Genomic DNA, 15527 nt, shown 5'->3' with positions numbered 1-15527 from the left:
CGCAAGGCATATGGCCGAAGAAATCGAATGGTGGGATTTTGACGCTGCGGAAGATCTGATTGAGGCCGTTGTCGGCGACGTCAGCTTCATCATCGAAAGCGCGTTGGATGCCCGTGGACAGGCACTGGTAGCATTCCCCGGCGGCTCAACGCCTAAACCGATTTTGGAAAAGCTTGCTCAAGCCAATATTCGTTGGAAAAATGTTACGATTATCCCAACCGATGACCGATTGGTACCTGTGGACAATCCCTTGTCCAATGTGGCGATGATTGCCAAAATCTTCATTCCAAAGGGTGCGCGGGTGTTGCCAATCGCAAGTGATGCCGCCGATCATAAACTGGCGGGCAGCGCGGCGAATGCTCGGTTGGCCGACCTCCACTGGCCGCCGGATTTGGTCTGGCTCGGCATGGGCGCAGACGGTCATACCGCATCAATCTTCCCCGGTCCTGATTTGGAATCGGCGATGGACAGCGGCAAAGATGTGCGCGCTGTAGGCGTTGCGCCCGATCCGTTACCACCCGAAGCGCCCGTCAATCGGGTGACATTAACAGGTGCAGCCATTGGCGCGGCGCGGACCGCTATTTTGGTGATCAACGGTGCCGAAAAGCGCAAAGTGCTTGAAACGGCAATCGAACAGGGTGGAAAGTCGACCTATCCGGTTGGCCGCGTGCTTGACAAAATTGTCGTGCCTGTCGACATTTACTGCCTCGACGACTGATTAGGCTCGGCGCAATTTGCCGGGGATAGTCGCTGCGTTCAGTTTCTTAAGATAAGGCGGGATATCCAATTCGGAGACCGCAACGGGTTTGCGCGCATCTTTCGGATTGATCGGATTTTCGAACGCGATGCCCACGCGCCCCTCGGTGACCCACGCTATGCGTCCACTGACCCAGCCAATGTTGTGCAGGTTCACTTCGACAAGCTCGCCCCGCATTGGGCCAGTTGGGAGTTCGGCCATCAAGCCACCGGCGGACAGATTTCGGATGCGTACCGGCCGTTCTTCTTGTGTATTTGGAAAACGTAATATAGCCGTCAGCAAAAGGCTATCGCGTTTCACGCTACGCTTTGCGACAGAGAATAATGTATCGCTTAATGGGTCGTCCATATTACAGCGCCAAACAAGATTAGTGTTAATTCGGCCTTGCACACTGGCATTAAAACATCGCCAAAAGGTTAATGCGGCGAACCTTTCCGGTATTCCGCTCTAATTCTTAACCAAAGGCGGTAAACGCAAGCGCCGTTTAATCGTCGCGTGAAACGCGTTCTTGCCGTTCGTGGCGCTCCTGCGCTTCGAGTGTCATTGTTGCAATCGGACGAGCGCGCAGGCGTGCGAGCGAAATAGGCTCGCCGGTCACTTGGCAGTAACCATATTCGCCCTCCGTGATGCGGCGCAAGGCGGCCTCGATTTTGGCGATAAGCTTACGTTGTCGGTCGCGGGTACGAAGTTCGATACCCCAATCGGTTTCGCTCGAAGCGCGATCGTTGAGATCTGGCTCACGCATGGGGCCATCCTGAAGCTGGTTCAGCGTTCCTTGTGCCTCCGCCAAGATGCTATTCTTCCAGTCAACAAGCTGCTTTTCAAAATATCTTAATTGCCGATCGTTCATAAATGGTTCGTTGTCGCCAGGAACATATGAATCGTCGAAGCCAAAGTCAGCATCGTTTGTTTCGTTGGTCGTATCTTGAGGCTTGGCGCTCACGCCCATCGTAATTCTCCACCCCCAGGGCAGCCCCTCCAGAACGAAGTAGTCTGCGTCCAATCCACACTTGGCGGCGCTATAGACTCGGGCCAAATGCGGCACAAGCCAAATGTTACGTGGCGTCTTCAATTGGGCAAAAGCTTTTGAAGGTGTCCAAACGCGGACTGGTTTGCGTTTTATGCATGGGCAATTTCGCGTTCAATTGCTCAGTTCGCTGCGAAAGCATCCGTTGCTTCTTTGTGCGGGCAGCCGTTCCGCTAAGAAAACGATGGCAAGCCAGTTTGTGCAAGTGCCGCGCAAACGCCGCCTACTTTGCGTCGCCCTTTTTCATTGCGAAACCGCCACTCGCGGGGCATAGCCTGCCGTCATGCATGACCTAAAATATATCCGTGAAAATCCAAAAGACTTTGATGCTGCATTGATGCGCCGGGGCGCTGAACCCGTTGCCGCGTCCATCCTCGCTTTGGACGAAAACCGGCGCGCAATCTTGACTGAGATGCAAAATGCGCAGGCCCGCCGTAACGATGCGTCAAAATCCATCGGCGCAGCCATGGGCAAGGGCGATGCCGCAACGGCGGAGGTGTTAAAGGCCGAAGTTGCCCAGTTGAAAGATATTTTGCCGCAGTTGGAAGAACGCGAACGTGCGGCGGGCATCGAACTCGACGCCTTGCTTGCGGGTTTACCGAATTTGCCAGCTGCTGACACCCCCGATGGCGCAGATGAGACCGAGAATATCGAAATTGCCCGCTGGGGCGAACCACGGGAGTTTGATTTCGAACCCCGCGACCATGCTGATATCGGTCCCGCCCTTGGTCTCGACTTTGAAACCGGTGTTGCCATTTCGGGCGCGCGGTTCTCCTTCATGCGGGGGCAGATGGCGCGCTTGAACCGCGCGCTTGGCCAATTCATGCTTGACCATCAGACTACGCAGCGCGGCTATACCGAGTGCGCTACGCCTTATTTGGTGCGACAGGAATCTTTGTTTGGAACCGGGCAGCTTCCTAAATTTGCCGAAGATAATTTTCAGACAACCGATGGCCGCTGGCTGATTCCCACTGCTGAAGTGTCGTTGACCAACAGCGTGCGGGAACAGATTTTGGACGAAAGCGCCCTGCCGATCCGGCTGACGGCGCTGACCCCATGTTTCCGCTCCGAAGCAGGCGCCGCCGGCCGCGATACCAAGGGCCTCATTCGCCAGCACCAGTTTGAAAAGGTGGAGCTGGTTTCCATCGTCCGGCCCGAAGACAGCGCGGCAGAGCATGAACGCATGGTGCAAAGCGCCGAAGGCATATTGCAAGCGCTTGAATTGCCGTATCGAAAGATGCTGTTGTGTACTGGTGATATGGGTGCAAGCGCACGGCGGACCTATGATCTCGAGGTCTGGTTGCCGGGCCAAGGGCTATACCGCGAAATCTCCAGCTGCTCGAATTGCGGTGACTGGCAGGCACGTCGGATGAATAGCCGTTATCGTCCAGCCGAAGGCAAGGGCAATGTCTTTGTCCATACGCTGAACGGCTCCGGCCTTGCAGTTGGCCGCACACTTGTTGCGGTGCTTGAAAATTATCAGCAGGCCGATGGTAGCGTCACCGTTCCGGCGGCTTTGCTGTCCTATATGGGCGGGCTTACAAAGTTGGAGGCGACCGCCTGATGCGTATATTGTTGACCAATGATGATGGCGTGAATGCGCCAGGCCTTAAGGTGTTGGAGGCGATTGCCCGCACGATCAGCGATGATATATGGATCGTTGCGCCTGCGGAGGAAAACTCGGGCGCCGGTCATTCGCTTACCTTGACCAAGCCTGTGCGCATTCGCCAGCATGGGGATAAGCATTACTCGGTTGCAGGCACGCCTACGGACTCCGTAATGCTTGGCATTGGCGTGATCATGAAGGATGCGAAACCTGACCTGATCCTGTCCGGCGTGAACCGTGGTGCCAATTTGGGGGATGACATTACTTATTCCGGCACTGTGTCTGCCGCGATGGAAGGGGCGTTGGCGGGCATTCGTTCTATCGCACTGAGCCAAGTCTATAGCAAAGAAGGCATGGCCGACGCTGTCCCCTTTTCGGCGGCGGAAGCATGGGGCGAACGCGTCCTTCGTCCGCTGCTCGATATGCCAAATACGCCGCGGACATTGACCAACATCAACTTTCCGCCTCTGCTGCCGCAAGACGTGAAGGGGATCAAAGTCGCACGTCAGGGTTTTCACGACTATAGTCGTGGGTCAATTGTCAAAGGTACTGATCCGCGCGGATATGATTATTATTGGTTTGGCCTCCATGGCATGTTGCACACGCCGGGCCATGACACCGACCTTGAGGTTATTGAAGATGGTTATATTGCCGTGACCCCCTTGCAACTTGACCTGACGCACCATGAATCTTTGGGAACATTGCAGCAAAGATATGGCGGCTAGGGGGTCGAGGATGCGGTTGAGGTTGATGGCAGCGTCGAAGTCCACAAATCCTGCCGGAGGTAAGTTCTCTAAGCTATATGGGTCCATTCATGGCTGATCCTGACGTCCCTTCCAAATTCAGAGTTGCGCTTCGTCGTGCAAGCAAGTTGCCGGTATGGGCGGACGTGCTCCTTCGGCTATCGCTGGCGTTCTTCCTGATTGTGCTGGTCATCATCATTCACTGGTTTGACAGGGCTGGTTTGAAAGACAATCATGACGGTGTAATCAGCTTTCTGGATGTCGTCTATTTCACGATGATTTCGGTCACGACGACGGGATTTGGCGACATTGCCCCTGTCTCAGACCGATCACGCTTTATCGAAGCGATTATCGTGACGCCGGTACGCATTGCCGTCATCTTTATTTTCGTAGGTACAGCCTATAACTTTGTCATCAAACGCAGTTGGGAAAAATGGCGCATGAAAAATATTCAGCAAACCTTGTCCGGACATATTGTGACATTGGGTTTCGGCATCAGCGGTTCGCAAGCCGTTAATGAGCTCATCAAGCGCGGAACCAAGCCCAAAGACATCGTGGTAATTGATTGCAGCGAGGAACGGCTTGCCGAGGCAGAATATCTGGGTTGCAATATTTTGTGCGGTGATGGTACGCGAGACGAAATTCTAAACGCCGTTCGCATTAAGCAGGCGTCGTCGGTGATTGTTTCTGCCGGACGCGATGATGCGTCAATCTTGATGGTGCTGACTGTACGCCATCTGTCGCCCAATGTGCCAATCAGCGTCGTTATACGTGCTGACGATAATGAATTGCTCGCGCGTCAGGCCGGGGCAACGACGGTTATCAATCCGGTCAGTTTTACCGGGTTGTTGTTGGCCAGTTCGTGCCATGGCGAACATATTTCGGAATATTTGACAGATTTGGCGTCTGTCGGCGGCGAGGTCATTATCAAGGAACGTGAAGTAACGCCAAGCGAAGTTGGCAAAAGCTTACGCGATTTGCCCGAGGGAATTGGCCTTCGCATTTACCGCAACGGCGTGAACTTTGGCTTTTGGCAGCCCGAAGCGCAAAAATTGGAAGCCGGCGATTTGCTAGTGCAGATCATCCCTTCAGAAGCTTAGGGTCAGGACCACTTAAATCCGCCTTCGCGGCGTCAAAATGGCCTCAAACCGCGAAGGTGGATTTAACAGGTTCTGACCCTAATGCCCAAGTAACAGAAAAACCAATCCCATTGCCGCGTAAAACACGATCCAATACCCCGCATCAATGGCGAACAACCGGCCTGATTTGCGCGAAAACAGATAATTGGTGCCAATGGCGGGGATAATATAGCCAAGCGAAATGCCGACAGATATCATCAGTGTAGAACGTGCATTTGTATCAAAAAATGCTAGTAAATGGCCAAGGAAAACGGCCGATAGCACCGAAAAGGCAAAGGTCAGGCCGTAGATTTTCAGCATATTGCCACCGCGCAGTTGCTCCTCGGTAAATCCATGCTCCGCCATCCACGCTTTACCGAACAATGGCCCATACCATAAGCCACCAATCAAAAAGCCCGTCGCGGCGGCCACCAATATCGCCAACAGATTTGCGTTTGCCATCAATATCCCTTTCGTCATTTCGGGCCTTAATCATGCGCTTGTTCACTAGCCGTGACAAGCGCACCGAAACCCGCTATGCGGCCCATCATCATGGCAACAGTAATTAAAGCAGCGCCCAAGGTCGGCATGGTATCGCTTGGCTGCCCCAAGGCGCTGGTCGATAGCGAACGGATTCTCACCAAACTGCGTGCAGACGGCTATGGGCTGTCGCCCGATTATGCCGGTGCCGATGTCGTGCTCGTCAATACGTGCGGTTTTCTCGATTCTGCAAAGGAAGAAAGCCTGGAAGCTATTGGCGAGGCTATCGCGGAAAATGGCCGTGTCATCGTGACGGGCTGCATGGGCAACGAAGCCGATGTCATTCGCGCACGCTTTCCCGATGTTTTGGCGATTACGGGCGCGCATCAATATGAGGCTGTCGTATCGGCGGTCCATGAAGCGGCGCCGCCGACGCGCGGTGCGTTCGTTGATCTTGTGCCTGAAGGCGGATTGAAGCTTACGCCGCGCCATTACAGCTATCTGAAAATTTCCGAAGGCTGCAACCACAGCTGCGCGTTCTGCATTATTCCGTCCCTGCGCGGAAAGCTTGCAAGCCGCCGGATTGACGCTGTGCTGCGTGAGGCGGAGAAGCTTGTTTCCGCTGGCACCAAAGAGCTGCTGGTCATTTCGCAAGACACATCGGCTTATGGGGTGGATACGCGGCATGAACCGCGTGCGTGGAAGGGGCGTCAGGTGCGTGCACATATGACCGACCTTGCGCGCGAATTAGGCGGCTTGCGCACCAGTGATGGCGTCGCGCCATGGGTCCGGCTGCATTATGTTTACCCTTACCCGCATGTGGATGATGTCATTCCGTTAATGGCGGAAGGGTATTTGACGCCTTATCTCGACATTCCGTTCCAGCATGCGGCACCCAATGTCCTCAAGGCCATGAAGCGGCCAGCCAATGAGGCAAAAGTACTTGAACGCATCCGCAAATGGCGCAGTATTGCACCAGACATCGCGATACGTTCGAGTTTTGTCGTCGGCTTTCCTGGCGAAACCGAAGCCGACTTTGAATATCTGCTCGATTGGCTAGAGGAAGCGCAGCTAGATCGTGTCGGCGCGTTCCGCTTTGAACCGGTGGACGGCGCGCAGGCGAATAATCTGCCCAACCCAGTGCCCGAAGCAGTCAAGGAAGAGCGGTTCCAGCGTATCATGGCGAAAACCGCCGCGATCAGCGCCGCCAAGCTTGCGGCAAAGGTTGGCCGCAGCATCCCCGTAATTATAGACGAAATCGGCGACGTGGACGAAGACAACAGCATCGGTGCGACCGGACGGTCGCAGGCCGATGCGCCTGAGATCGACGGCCATGTCTATCTGCGCGATGTTGCACCAACTTTGAAGGCGGGTGATGTCGTGATGGTCAACATTGAAGACGCTGACGAACACGACTTGTTTGGAGTGGTCGCCTGATTATTTGCGCTTTGGCGGTAAGGGAAAGAAGCCCGATGTTCGGGCGACATAATCAGCATATTCGGGCCGCGTCTTCTTCATGCCACGTTCCAATAATGGCTTTCCCGACCAACGCGTCAGGGTGAATGTCAAGAATATCGGGCCAATGACGCTAATCCATCCGACCAGCCCTACTTCGCACGCGATGAGCCAGATGCCCCACCATGTGCAGGCATCACCAAAATAATTGGGGTGACGCGTATAGCGCCACAGGCCGGTATTAAGAACCTTGCCCTTATTCGCCGGATTGGCGCGGAATGCGTTAAGCTGCGCATCACCGATGGTTTCAAACAATATGCCGATGATCGCAATGATGGTACCGAAGAATGCCAACGGGCCCAACACTGAGCGCCCGCCTTCGCTTGCCCAAATCCCAAGTTGCGCGGGTAGGGCGGTTATGAAGAGCAGTGGCGCTTGGGTGAGAAACACCGACAGAAGCGATGTCTTACTCCAACTCCAGCCTTTCTTTTCCATGACGCTGCCCATAATTTTTGCGTAGCGTGGGTCTTCGCCATGCGCACGCCAGCGTGTCCACAGATGGAATGTGAGACGTAAGCCCCACAGGCTGGTCAGGCCAAGCAGCAGGTGGGACCGTGCGCCCGGCGCGCTTGACTGCGCCCAAGTCGCCCAAGCCAGTAACACCATCCCGAATGCCCAAAAGGCATCGATGAATGACACATCCCGAATTTTGACGGAGTAAGCCCATAAGGCAAGAATCACGGTCAGCAACGCCGCAGCATTGATAAGCATCGTCGAACCAAGATCAGTCATGCATCGTCCCTTGCAAATATCTCTGTCATTCCTTTGGCAGGGTGCTTTGGTTTAACCTTCGCGTAGATTTCTGCAACCTTTGCCATATCGGCTCTATAATCGCCGGTTGGCCAGATGGCAGGCCCAAGCCCGCCGGTTTTGGAACCATAATCCATCATGCCCAATACCAACGGTACGCCTGCACCCACGGCAATGTGGTAGAACCCAGTTTTCCAAGCCTTGACGGTGCCACGCGTCCCTTCTGGCGCGATGGTCAGCATGAATTCGTCGCGACGGCCGAATTCATCGATCATCTGCTGCACATAATTGCGGTTTGAACTGCGGTCGACAGGAACGCCGCCCATATCGAGCATGAAGTTGGTAAACGGCCAGCGGAAAAGTGAGGTTTTAGCCATGAAATGTGGCTTAAATCCTAAGTCCTCGGTCAGTCCTAAAAAATAGACAAAATCCCAGTTGCTGGTGTGCGGTGCGGCAATGAGCACGAATTTGCGTGGTTCCGGAACGACGCCATGCGCCCGCCATCCGCCGTGTTTATATATACCGACCAGCGCCCGCCGAAACAGCCGGGACAACCAGCTTGGCTGGCGTTCATTCAACGACATTAAGATATTCCTCCCCCGTCGCTCACATAACGCCGTTACGATGCATTTCAAACGGCTTGTTTCGTAAATACGCAAAGGCTAGGCATCCGGACGCAATAAAAATCAACGCGGGAAAATACATGTCGCAACATGCACACGGTTCCACTCCAGTCATTTCGTCGACAGGATTGTTTACGCCATCGGACACCATCAGCAACGAGGAACTGGTCGCGAGCTTCAACGCCTATGCCGACCGATACAATGCGGCTAACCCTGACGCAGAACCGCTCACGCATAGCTCAGTTGAATTTGTCGAGAAGGCCAGCGGAATAAAATCCCGGCATGTGATGGATAAGCGTGCCATCGTCGATCCCGACATCATGGAGCCACGTTACCCCGAGCGGCCAAATGACCAGATTTCGTTAATGGCCGAAATCGGTGTCGCGGCATGCCGTGATGCGCTTGAGCGCGCCGGGCGGAGCATCGAAGATGTAGATGCCGTCTTATGCGCTGCGTCGAATATGCAGCGTGCTTATCCTGCCATGGCGGTCGAGATCCAACATGAGCTTGGTATGCAGCGCGGCTTTGGCTTCGACATGAATGTGGCGTGTTCGTCCGCGACATTTGGTATTCAAACTGCTGCGGACTATATCCGCAGCGGCAACGCGCGCTCGGTATTGGTCGTAAATCCCGAAATTACTTCAGGGCATCTTAACTGGCGCGACCGCGATAGCCACTTCATCTTTGGTGATGTGGCCACAGCAATATTGGTTGAGGCAAAGGATATGGCCCCTGCACAACATTGGGAAATTTTGGGCACGCGGCTGAAAACGCAATTCTCGAACAATATCCGCAACAATTTTGGTTTTCTCAACCGCGCGCATGGGCAAGGCCCGGTCAACCAAAGCGGGCCGCGCAATGACAAGTTATTCGTTCAAGAGGGCAGGAAGGTGTTTAAAGAGGTTGTGCCGATGGTCGGGCAAATGATTGTTGAACATGCCGAAAGCTTGGGCCTATCGGGATCAAATTTGCGCCGATTGTGGTTGCATCAGGCCAATACGGGCATGAACAGGCTGATCGCACAAAAGGTTTTGGGGCATGAAGCAAATGAGGATAAAAGTCCCACAGTGCTTGATACCTATGCCAACACCTCAAGTGCCGGATCGATCATTGCGTTTCACAAGCATAATGAAGACCTCACTGCAGGGGATATTGGCTTAATATGCTCGTTCGGCGCGGGATATTCGGCGGGCTCGATATTCGTGCGGAAAGTTGCTTAATCCATTGGGCTGCGGATTTACGAGGTAAACTTGGTTGCCAGTTGACGTCAGCTAATAGTTCTTTGCGCAATCCGGTCTGTGATGGGCAGGTCTGTGATGGGTTGTTCAAGTCATTTTTCTTTCACGCAAGCGCGCTGGCGGCGGTTTTATGCCCGTTAGTCGAGTATCAACGCCAGCAAAATGTAAATCAAAACCGGCGAACCAAAGCCGACAACTGTTGCAACGGCGAAGATCAAGCGAATGATCATGGCATCCATGCCAGTCCAGTTTGCCAGGCCAGCGCAAACGCCAAGAATTTTCTTGTTGGCTTTATCAAGTGTTAAACGTGCCATTAAATTGCTCCCTAATTCCAAAACGCGGGTTTATGTTATGCGATGAATGCTGCGGCGGGCGCAACTGCAGGTGCCACGCTGATGCCGATGGTGATGAATGCGCAGACAACTGCTGCGAAAGCCGATAGAACTTGTATGCGTGCATATTGTGTCATGTTGATTTCCTTTTGTATGTCCCGGACCATTCCGGCTATGCGAACTACTTTGCACGGCCTATGCCAAAATCAATATATACATTAAAATCAGTATTTTAGGTAATTTTTGGACAATTACAATATTGGAATAAATTCACATATTGGGAAATAATACCAATATTTGGTAGTAGAAGATTGCCAATAGCCGCTTGACCAAAAGCGGCCATACTATAGCAGACGCATGATATGACGCTGTCGCGACTAACCCTGAGTGATTTTCGAAATCATGCTGCGCTGGACATCCGGCCAGTGGCACAGTTCATTGCACTTCACGGGTCAAATGGCGCTGGCAAGACCAATATCTTGGAGGCAGTTTCGCTGTTGGTGCCAGGCCGAGGTCTTCGCCGGGCGGCCATGTCTGACATGGTGCGCAACGAGGGCAGCGGCGGCTTTGCCATCGTTGCGCACGCCGGTGGCAATGTTATTGGCACGGGCGTCAGCGCAGAGCAGCCTGAACGGCGCAAGGTACGGGTGAACGAGAGCAATGCTACGATAAACAGCCTTGCCGAATGGCTGTCGGTTATCTGGCTAACCCCGGCGATGGACCGCTTGTTTGCGGATGGCGCAGCCGCGCGACGGCGGTTTCTGGATCGCTTGGTATTGGCGATAAACCCGGGCCACGCGCGGCACAGCAGCCGATATGAAAAGGCCATGCAACAACGCAACCGGCTTTTGGCGGGCGGTGTTGCCGCCGACCCACTTTGGTTAGATGCGCTTGAGGGGCAGATGGTGGAGAGCGGAAACTTTATTCAGGCGGCCCGCTTTTGGGTCATTGAGGCGTTAAGTGCACAATTGCTGACGACAACGTCCGGACCATTTGCCACGCCGCAAATCAGATTGGTCGATAAGGTTGCAACTGTAGATGGCGATCTTGCGTCTGCATGGCGTAAGGGACGTAACCGTGACGCGGCTGCCGGGCGCACTTTGCTTGGCCCGCATCGTACCGATCTCGAAGTATTGCACAGCGCCTCAGGGCGGATCGCTGAGCAATGTTCCACAGGAGAGCAGAAGGCATTGCTGCTTTCCCTCATCCTCGCGCATGCGGCGCTTGTAACGGCGCAACGCGATGCCCCGCCAATCTTGTTGTTGGATGAGGTCGCGGCGCATCTCGATCCGTCAAGACGTGCTTCGTTATTTGGGTTGTTGGCAGATACTGGGGCGCAAGTCTGGATGACCGGAACTGAACCCGAATTGTTTAAGGATATTGGGCCGTCAGCCCAGTTGTTGCCAATCGGCCAGATTTAAGAGGTCCTGACCCTAGGCATTCACGGCCTAGAATGCTCCCCTGATTACAGGGGAGCGTTCATTTAGCGGGCTTTGCTGGACTTTTTAACAGCACTCTTCTTTGGCGGCCTGGGCTTGGCAGACTTAGGCGGCGCAGGTGTCACTTCAAATGTGGGCTGGTCGTCCTTGATGCGCACAGCAACTTCGCCGCCATGAATGAGTTTGCCAAACAACAGCTCTTCGGCCAGCGGCTGCTTGATCTTTTCTTGGATAAGACGACCCATGGGCCGCGCGCCGTATAGCTTGTCATAGCCACGCTCGGTCAACCAGGCCCGTGCTTCATCATCAAGCTTGATGTGGACATTTTGGTCGGCAAGCTGCAGTTCCAATTGCAGTATGAACTTGTCAACGACGCGCGCGACGACTTCGGTCGGCAGATAACTGAATGGTACCGTCGCATCGAGGCGATTGCGGAATTCCGGCGCAAACATCTTCTTCACGGCCTCATCGCCAGCATCTTCTTTGCTGATATTGTTGCCAAAACCGATGCCTTCTTTCGCCATATCACTGGCGCCCGCGTTGGTTGTCATGATCAAAATGACATTACGGAAGTCGACTGTCTTGCCGTGATGGTCGGTCAGGCGGCCATTGTCCATGACTTGCAACAGGATGTTGAACAGGTCCGGATGCGCCTTTTCGATTTCGTCGAGTAACAATACGCTGTGCGGGCTTTGATCGACGGCATCGGTCAAAAGTCCGCCCTGGTCAAAGCCGACATAGCCGGGAGGCGCACCAATCAGACGGCTGACGCTGTGGCGTTCCATATATTCCGACATGTCAAACCGCTTGAGCGGAATGCCAAGGATAGACGCCAATTGCCGCGCGACTTCGGTTTTACCGACACCGGTCGGGCCACTGAACAAATAGCTGCCGATTGGCTTTTCGGTATCGCGCAGGCCGGCACGGCTGAGCTTGATGGCGCTCGCCAACACTTCAATCGCCTTGTCTTGCCCGAACACCACGCGCTTGAGATCTGCCTCAAGCGTGCCAAGCGCAGTCTTGTCATCGGTCGAAACCTGCTTTGGCGGGATGCGAGCAATTGTGGCGATAACTGCTTCGATTTCGCGGGCTGTGATCAGTTTGCGGCGTTTTGACGGGGCAACAAGCATCTGCATGGCACCAACTTCGTCAATGACGTCGATGGCCTTGTCTGGCTGCTTACGGTCATTGATGTAGCGTGAGGACAACTCCACTGCGGCCTTGATGGCATCGGGGGTGTATTTAACTTTGTGATGCTCTTCAAATGCGCTGCGCAAGCCCGCAAGGATTTTGATCGTGTCCTCAATGCTTGGCTCGTTGACGTCAATCTTCTGGAACCGGCGCAGCAATGCGCGGTCCTTTTCGAAATGGTTGCGGAATTCCTTGTAAGTGGTCGAACCGATGCAACGGATTGTCCCGCCTGACAACGCCGGCTTTAGCAAGTTCGATGCGTCCATCGCCCCGCCGCTGGTTGCGCCCGCGCCAATGACCGTGTGGATTTCGTCGATGAACAGGATTGCATCCGGAAGCTTTTCCAGTTCGGACACAACCGCCTTTAAGCGCTCTTCAAAGTCACCGCGATACCGCGTTCCAGCCAGTAACGCGCCCATGTCGAGCGAATAGATCACTGCTGGTAACAGAACCTCAGGCACCTGCTTTTCCACGATGCGTCGGGCAAGGCCTTCGGCAATCGCTGTTTTCCCAACGCCCGGCTCGCCTACATAAAGGGGGTTATTTTTAGACCGGCGGCATAAAATCTGGACGGTACGGTCAACTTCGGCCGTTCGCCCGATCAGGGGATCAATGCGGCCCTGCTTCGCTTTTTCATTCAGATTGACGGTGAACTGATCCAGTGCACCTTCTTTTTTGTCCTTTTTCGCCTTTGCGTCTTCTGGCTCTTCGTTTTTCAGCTCAGCGTCGGCTCCTGGCCGAGGCTCGGCTAACTTGCCGTCCTTGCCAATGCCGTGACTAATATAAGATACGGCATCTAGCCTGCTCATATCCTGCTGTTGCAAGAAGTATACGGCATAACTTTCGCGTTCCGAGAACAAAGCGACTAGGACATTTGCCCCGGTTACGACGTCTTTGCCGGAACTTTGGACATGCAGAATTGCGCGTTGAACAACGCGCTGGAAACCACTTGTCGGCGATGGGTCAACCTTGCCCTCCACGCGCAGGCTTTCCAGCTCTGTATCCAAATATGTAATGATGATGTCCGAAAGTTCGCCGAGATCGACACCGCAAGCCTGCATGACTTTCGCGGCGTCCGCATCTTCGATGAGCGCCAGCAGGAGATGCTCCAGCGTGGCGTATTCATGCGCGCGGTCGCCAGCATGCTTCAATGCGTTATGAAGAGTGGTTTCCAGCGACTCTGCAAATGATGGCATAACTTCGTCTCCCTAAAATGAGTCGCTGCGCGGTCTATACACTATATCGGCGTGGCCTTCGGTGCTTTCAAGCATGATGAGAGAGATAACGGTTTCGGTTCCCGCTTTCTTAGGGTCAGGACCACTTAACATTGGCCCGCGATGAGTCACTTCTTGAATAACGCGTCGGCAACGCTTCTGTGCTTGCTTGCAAAGGTAATTTTGGCTTCGCAGCGCGTGATTTCGGCCTTTAGCGCAGCGATCCGCAATTCAAGTTCCGCTACAGATAGGGCGTCAATATCCTGCTTGACAAGATTGGCCACAGGATCGTCGCGCCGGCGCGGTAGATTTTCGTCAATATCCATAACGCATATTTTACCGATGGGCAGTTGCTGTCAATATGAAGCTTGCCTAGGGTCAGGAGCACTTAAAAGGGATAACTCAGTAATGGTACAGTTACCGGATCTAATGACCGTAATCGAAATTTCGACGCCAGGCGGGCCCGAAGTGCTTGTCGCTTCGCGTCGGCCGCTGCCCGTTCCGGGTGTGGGCGAGGTGCTGTTGAAAGTCGCTTATGCGGGCGTCAACCGGCCTGACGTTATCCAGCGCAAGGGGCTTTATCCCGCGCCTCCGGGCGCGAGTGATCTACCCGGGCTTGAAGTGTCGGGAATAATCGTCGCCGTGGGTGATGATGTCGACCCGACTAATGTCGGTGCCCGTTACTGCGCCTTAGTATCTGGCGGTGGGTATGCCGAATATTGCCTTGCACGGATGGAACTGTGCTTGCCGGTTCCAGCGGGCATGGAGATGGCCGAAGCGGCTGCTTTGCCTGAAACATTGTTCACCGTATGGCATAATGTGTTTGAGCGGGGCTATGCTTCTCCTGGCGAGGCCGTGCTTATTCACGGCGGGACCAGCGGAATTGGCACCATGGCGATCAAGCTGGGCAAGCTTTTCGGCCTGACTGTGATTGTGACCTGCGGTTCTGACGACAAATGCGAAGCAGCGCAAAAAATTGGCGCGGATCACGCCATCAACTATAACAGTTCCGACTTTGTCGAACGTGTGAAGGCGCTCACAAGTGGCGAGGGCGTTCACCTGGTGCTTGATATGGTCGCAGGGAATTACGTGGCGCGAAACCTGCAGTGCTTGCGTGAAGATGGGCGGCATGTAACCATCGCGGTGCAAGGTGGAATGACAGCAGAAATCAACATGGCTTTTGTCATGTCTCGCCGCCTGACGCTGACAGGGTCAACGCTGCGCCCTCGAACCCCCACGTTTAAGGCGATGCTTGCCCAGGAAATATCTGCAACCGTTTGGCCACTGGTCTGCGATGGTGCGTTGCGTCCGGAAATAGACAAGATTTTTCCTTTGGCCGAAGCCGCCGATGCGCATGCCTATATGGAATCCGGCGCGCATGTCGGGAAGATCATGTTGGCGGTTTAGTGGTCCTGACCCTAGGCCACAGACTCATTATGTCTCAACCAGATCCGGATTGATGCGAGTTGGACAGAGGCGAGATAATTATCGTCT

Annotated in this window: 16 protein-coding genes; 8 read left to right on the top strand and 8 right to left on the bottom strand. The window is 54.2% G+C overall.

Going from position 1 to position 15527, the window contains the following annotated elements; all coding sequences use genetic code 11:
• Nucleotides 1-10 precede the first annotated feature (10 nt).
• Nucleotides 11-718, top strand: coding sequence for a 6-phosphogluconolactonase (pgl, locus tag HEQ34_RS08160; protein ID WP_296199533.1), 708 nt, complete (start codon nucleotides 11-13; stop codon nucleotides 716-718).
• Here pgl and HEQ34_RS08155 read toward each other — a convergent pair whose 3' ends face one another.
• A complete protein-coding gene (locus HEQ34_RS08155) occupies nucleotides 719-1105 on the bottom strand; it encodes a PilZ domain-containing protein (RefSeq protein ID WP_296199531.1) in 387 nt (128 codons plus the stop codon).
• A gap of 136 nt (nucleotides 1106-1241) precedes the next feature.
• Nucleotides 1242-1607 carry an RNA polymerase-binding protein DksA gene (dksA, locus tag HEQ34_RS08150; RefSeq protein WP_296199528.1) on the bottom strand — a complete coding sequence of 122 codons (366 nt, stop codon included), beginning with the start codon at nucleotides 1605-1607 and terminating at the stop codon, nucleotides 1242-1244.
• Between the two features lie 460 nt (nucleotides 1608-2067).
• On the opposite strand from dksA, the gene serS reads away from it, so the two are divergent.
• From serS to HEQ34_RS08135, 3 genes are all read left to right on the top strand, one after another.
• Nucleotides 2068-3348 (top strand): serine--tRNA ligase, encoded by a 1281-nt coding sequence (gene serS / locus HEQ34_RS08145; RefSeq protein ID WP_296199527.1) that lies wholly within the window; start codon nucleotides 2068-2070, stop codon nucleotides 3346-3348.
• Nucleotides 3348-4115 carry a 5'/3'-nucleotidase SurE gene (surE, locus tag HEQ34_RS08140; RefSeq protein ID WP_296199526.1) on the top strand — a complete coding sequence of 256 codons (768 nt, stop codon included), beginning with the start codon at nucleotides 3348-3350 and terminating at the stop codon, nucleotides 4113-4115. Before serS ends, surE begins: the two co-directional genes overlap by 1 nt.
• An 89-nt stretch (nucleotides 4116-4204) precedes the next feature.
• A complete protein-coding gene (locus HEQ34_RS08135; protein ID WP_296199525.1) occupies nucleotides 4205-5233 on the top strand; it encodes a TrkA family potassium uptake protein in 1029 nt (342 codons plus the stop codon).
• Between the two features lie 78 nt (nucleotides 5234-5311).
• Here the strand turns inward: HEQ34_RS08135 and HEQ34_RS08130 are convergent, their stop codons facing one another.
• Nucleotides 5312-5713 carry a DUF1761 domain-containing protein gene (locus tag HEQ34_RS08130; RefSeq protein ID WP_296199524.1) on the bottom strand — a complete coding sequence of 134 codons (402 nt, stop codon included), beginning with the start codon at nucleotides 5711-5713 and terminating at the stop codon, nucleotides 5312-5314.
• A gap of 90 nt (nucleotides 5714-5803) precedes the next feature.
• Here HEQ34_RS08130 and rimO point away from each other — a divergent pair, with 90 nt between their 5' ends.
• Nucleotides 5804-7168, top strand: coding sequence for a 30S ribosomal protein S12 methylthiotransferase RimO (gene rimO / locus HEQ34_RS08125; RefSeq protein ID WP_296199523.1), 1365 nt, complete (start codon nucleotides 5804-5806; stop codon nucleotides 7166-7168).
• Here the strand turns inward: rimO and HEQ34_RS08120 are convergent, their stop codons facing one another.
• Together HEQ34_RS08120 and HEQ34_RS08115 are read right to left on the bottom strand one after the other, a co-directional pair.
• Nucleotides 7169-7978, bottom strand: a complete 810-nt coding sequence (locus tag HEQ34_RS08120) for a DUF1295 domain-containing protein (RefSeq protein WP_296199522.1) — start codon at nucleotides 7976-7978, stop codon at nucleotides 7169-7171.
• Nucleotides 7975-8580, bottom strand: a complete 606-nt coding sequence (locus HEQ34_RS08115; RefSeq protein ID WP_296199521.1) for a lysophospholipid acyltransferase family protein — start codon at nucleotides 8578-8580, stop codon at nucleotides 7975-7977. Before HEQ34_RS08115 ends, HEQ34_RS08120 begins: the two co-directional genes overlap by 4 nt.
• A gap of 119 nt (nucleotides 8581-8699) precedes the next feature.
• On the opposite strand from HEQ34_RS08115, the gene HEQ34_RS08110 reads away from it, so the two are divergent.
• Complete coding sequence (locus HEQ34_RS08110) at nucleotides 8700-9839, top strand: beta-ketoacyl-ACP synthase III (protein ID WP_296199520.1); 1140 nt, start codon at nucleotides 8700-8702, stop codon at nucleotides 9837-9839.
• A gap of 155 nt (nucleotides 9840-9994) precedes the next feature.
• Here the strand turns inward: HEQ34_RS08110 and HEQ34_RS08105 are convergent, their stop codons facing one another.
• Entirely contained in the window at nucleotides 9995-10171 is a 177-nt protein-coding gene (locus HEQ34_RS08105) for a PspC domain-containing protein (RefSeq protein ID WP_296199519.1), read from the bottom strand.
• Nucleotides 10172-10551: 380 nt separating this feature from the next.
• Between HEQ34_RS08105 and recF the strand changes: the two genes are divergently transcribed.
• The gene (gene recF, locus HEQ34_RS08100; RefSeq protein ID WP_296199518.1) at nucleotides 10552-11610 is read left to right on the top strand and encodes a DNA replication/repair protein RecF; all 1059 of its coding nucleotides are present in this window, start codon (nucleotides 10552-10554) and stop codon (nucleotides 11608-11610) included.
• A gap of 62 nt (nucleotides 11611-11672) precedes the next feature.
• On the opposite strand, the gene clpA is transcribed toward recF, so the two are convergent.
• Both clpA and HEQ34_RS08090 read right to left on the bottom strand, forming a co-directional pair.
• Nucleotides 11673-14015 carry an ATP-dependent Clp protease ATP-binding subunit ClpA gene (gene clpA / locus HEQ34_RS08095; RefSeq protein ID WP_296199517.1) on the bottom strand — a complete coding sequence of 781 codons (2343 nt, stop codon included), beginning with the start codon at nucleotides 14013-14015 and terminating at the stop codon, nucleotides 11673-11675.
• A gap of 146 nt (nucleotides 14016-14161) precedes the next feature.
• Complete coding sequence (locus HEQ34_RS08090) at nucleotides 14162-14359, bottom strand: DUF1192 domain-containing protein (protein WP_296199516.1); 198 nt, start codon at nucleotides 14357-14359, stop codon at nucleotides 14162-14164.
• Between the two features lie 82 nt (nucleotides 14360-14441).
• Between HEQ34_RS08090 and HEQ34_RS08085 the strand changes: the two genes are divergently transcribed.
• Entirely contained in the window at nucleotides 14442-15440 is a 999-nt protein-coding gene (locus HEQ34_RS08085) for an NAD(P)H-quinone oxidoreductase (protein ID WP_296199515.1), read from the top strand.
• Nucleotides 15441-15527: the final 87 nt, after the last annotated feature.

The sequence above is a fragment of the Sphingorhabdus sp. genome (assembly GCF_023910635.1).
In the GTDB taxonomy this organism is placed as follows: Bacteria; Pseudomonadota; Alphaproteobacteria; order Sphingomonadales; family Sphingomonadaceae; genus Sphingorhabdus_B.
This window is presented reverse-complemented; position numbering and strand designations above follow the sequence as displayed.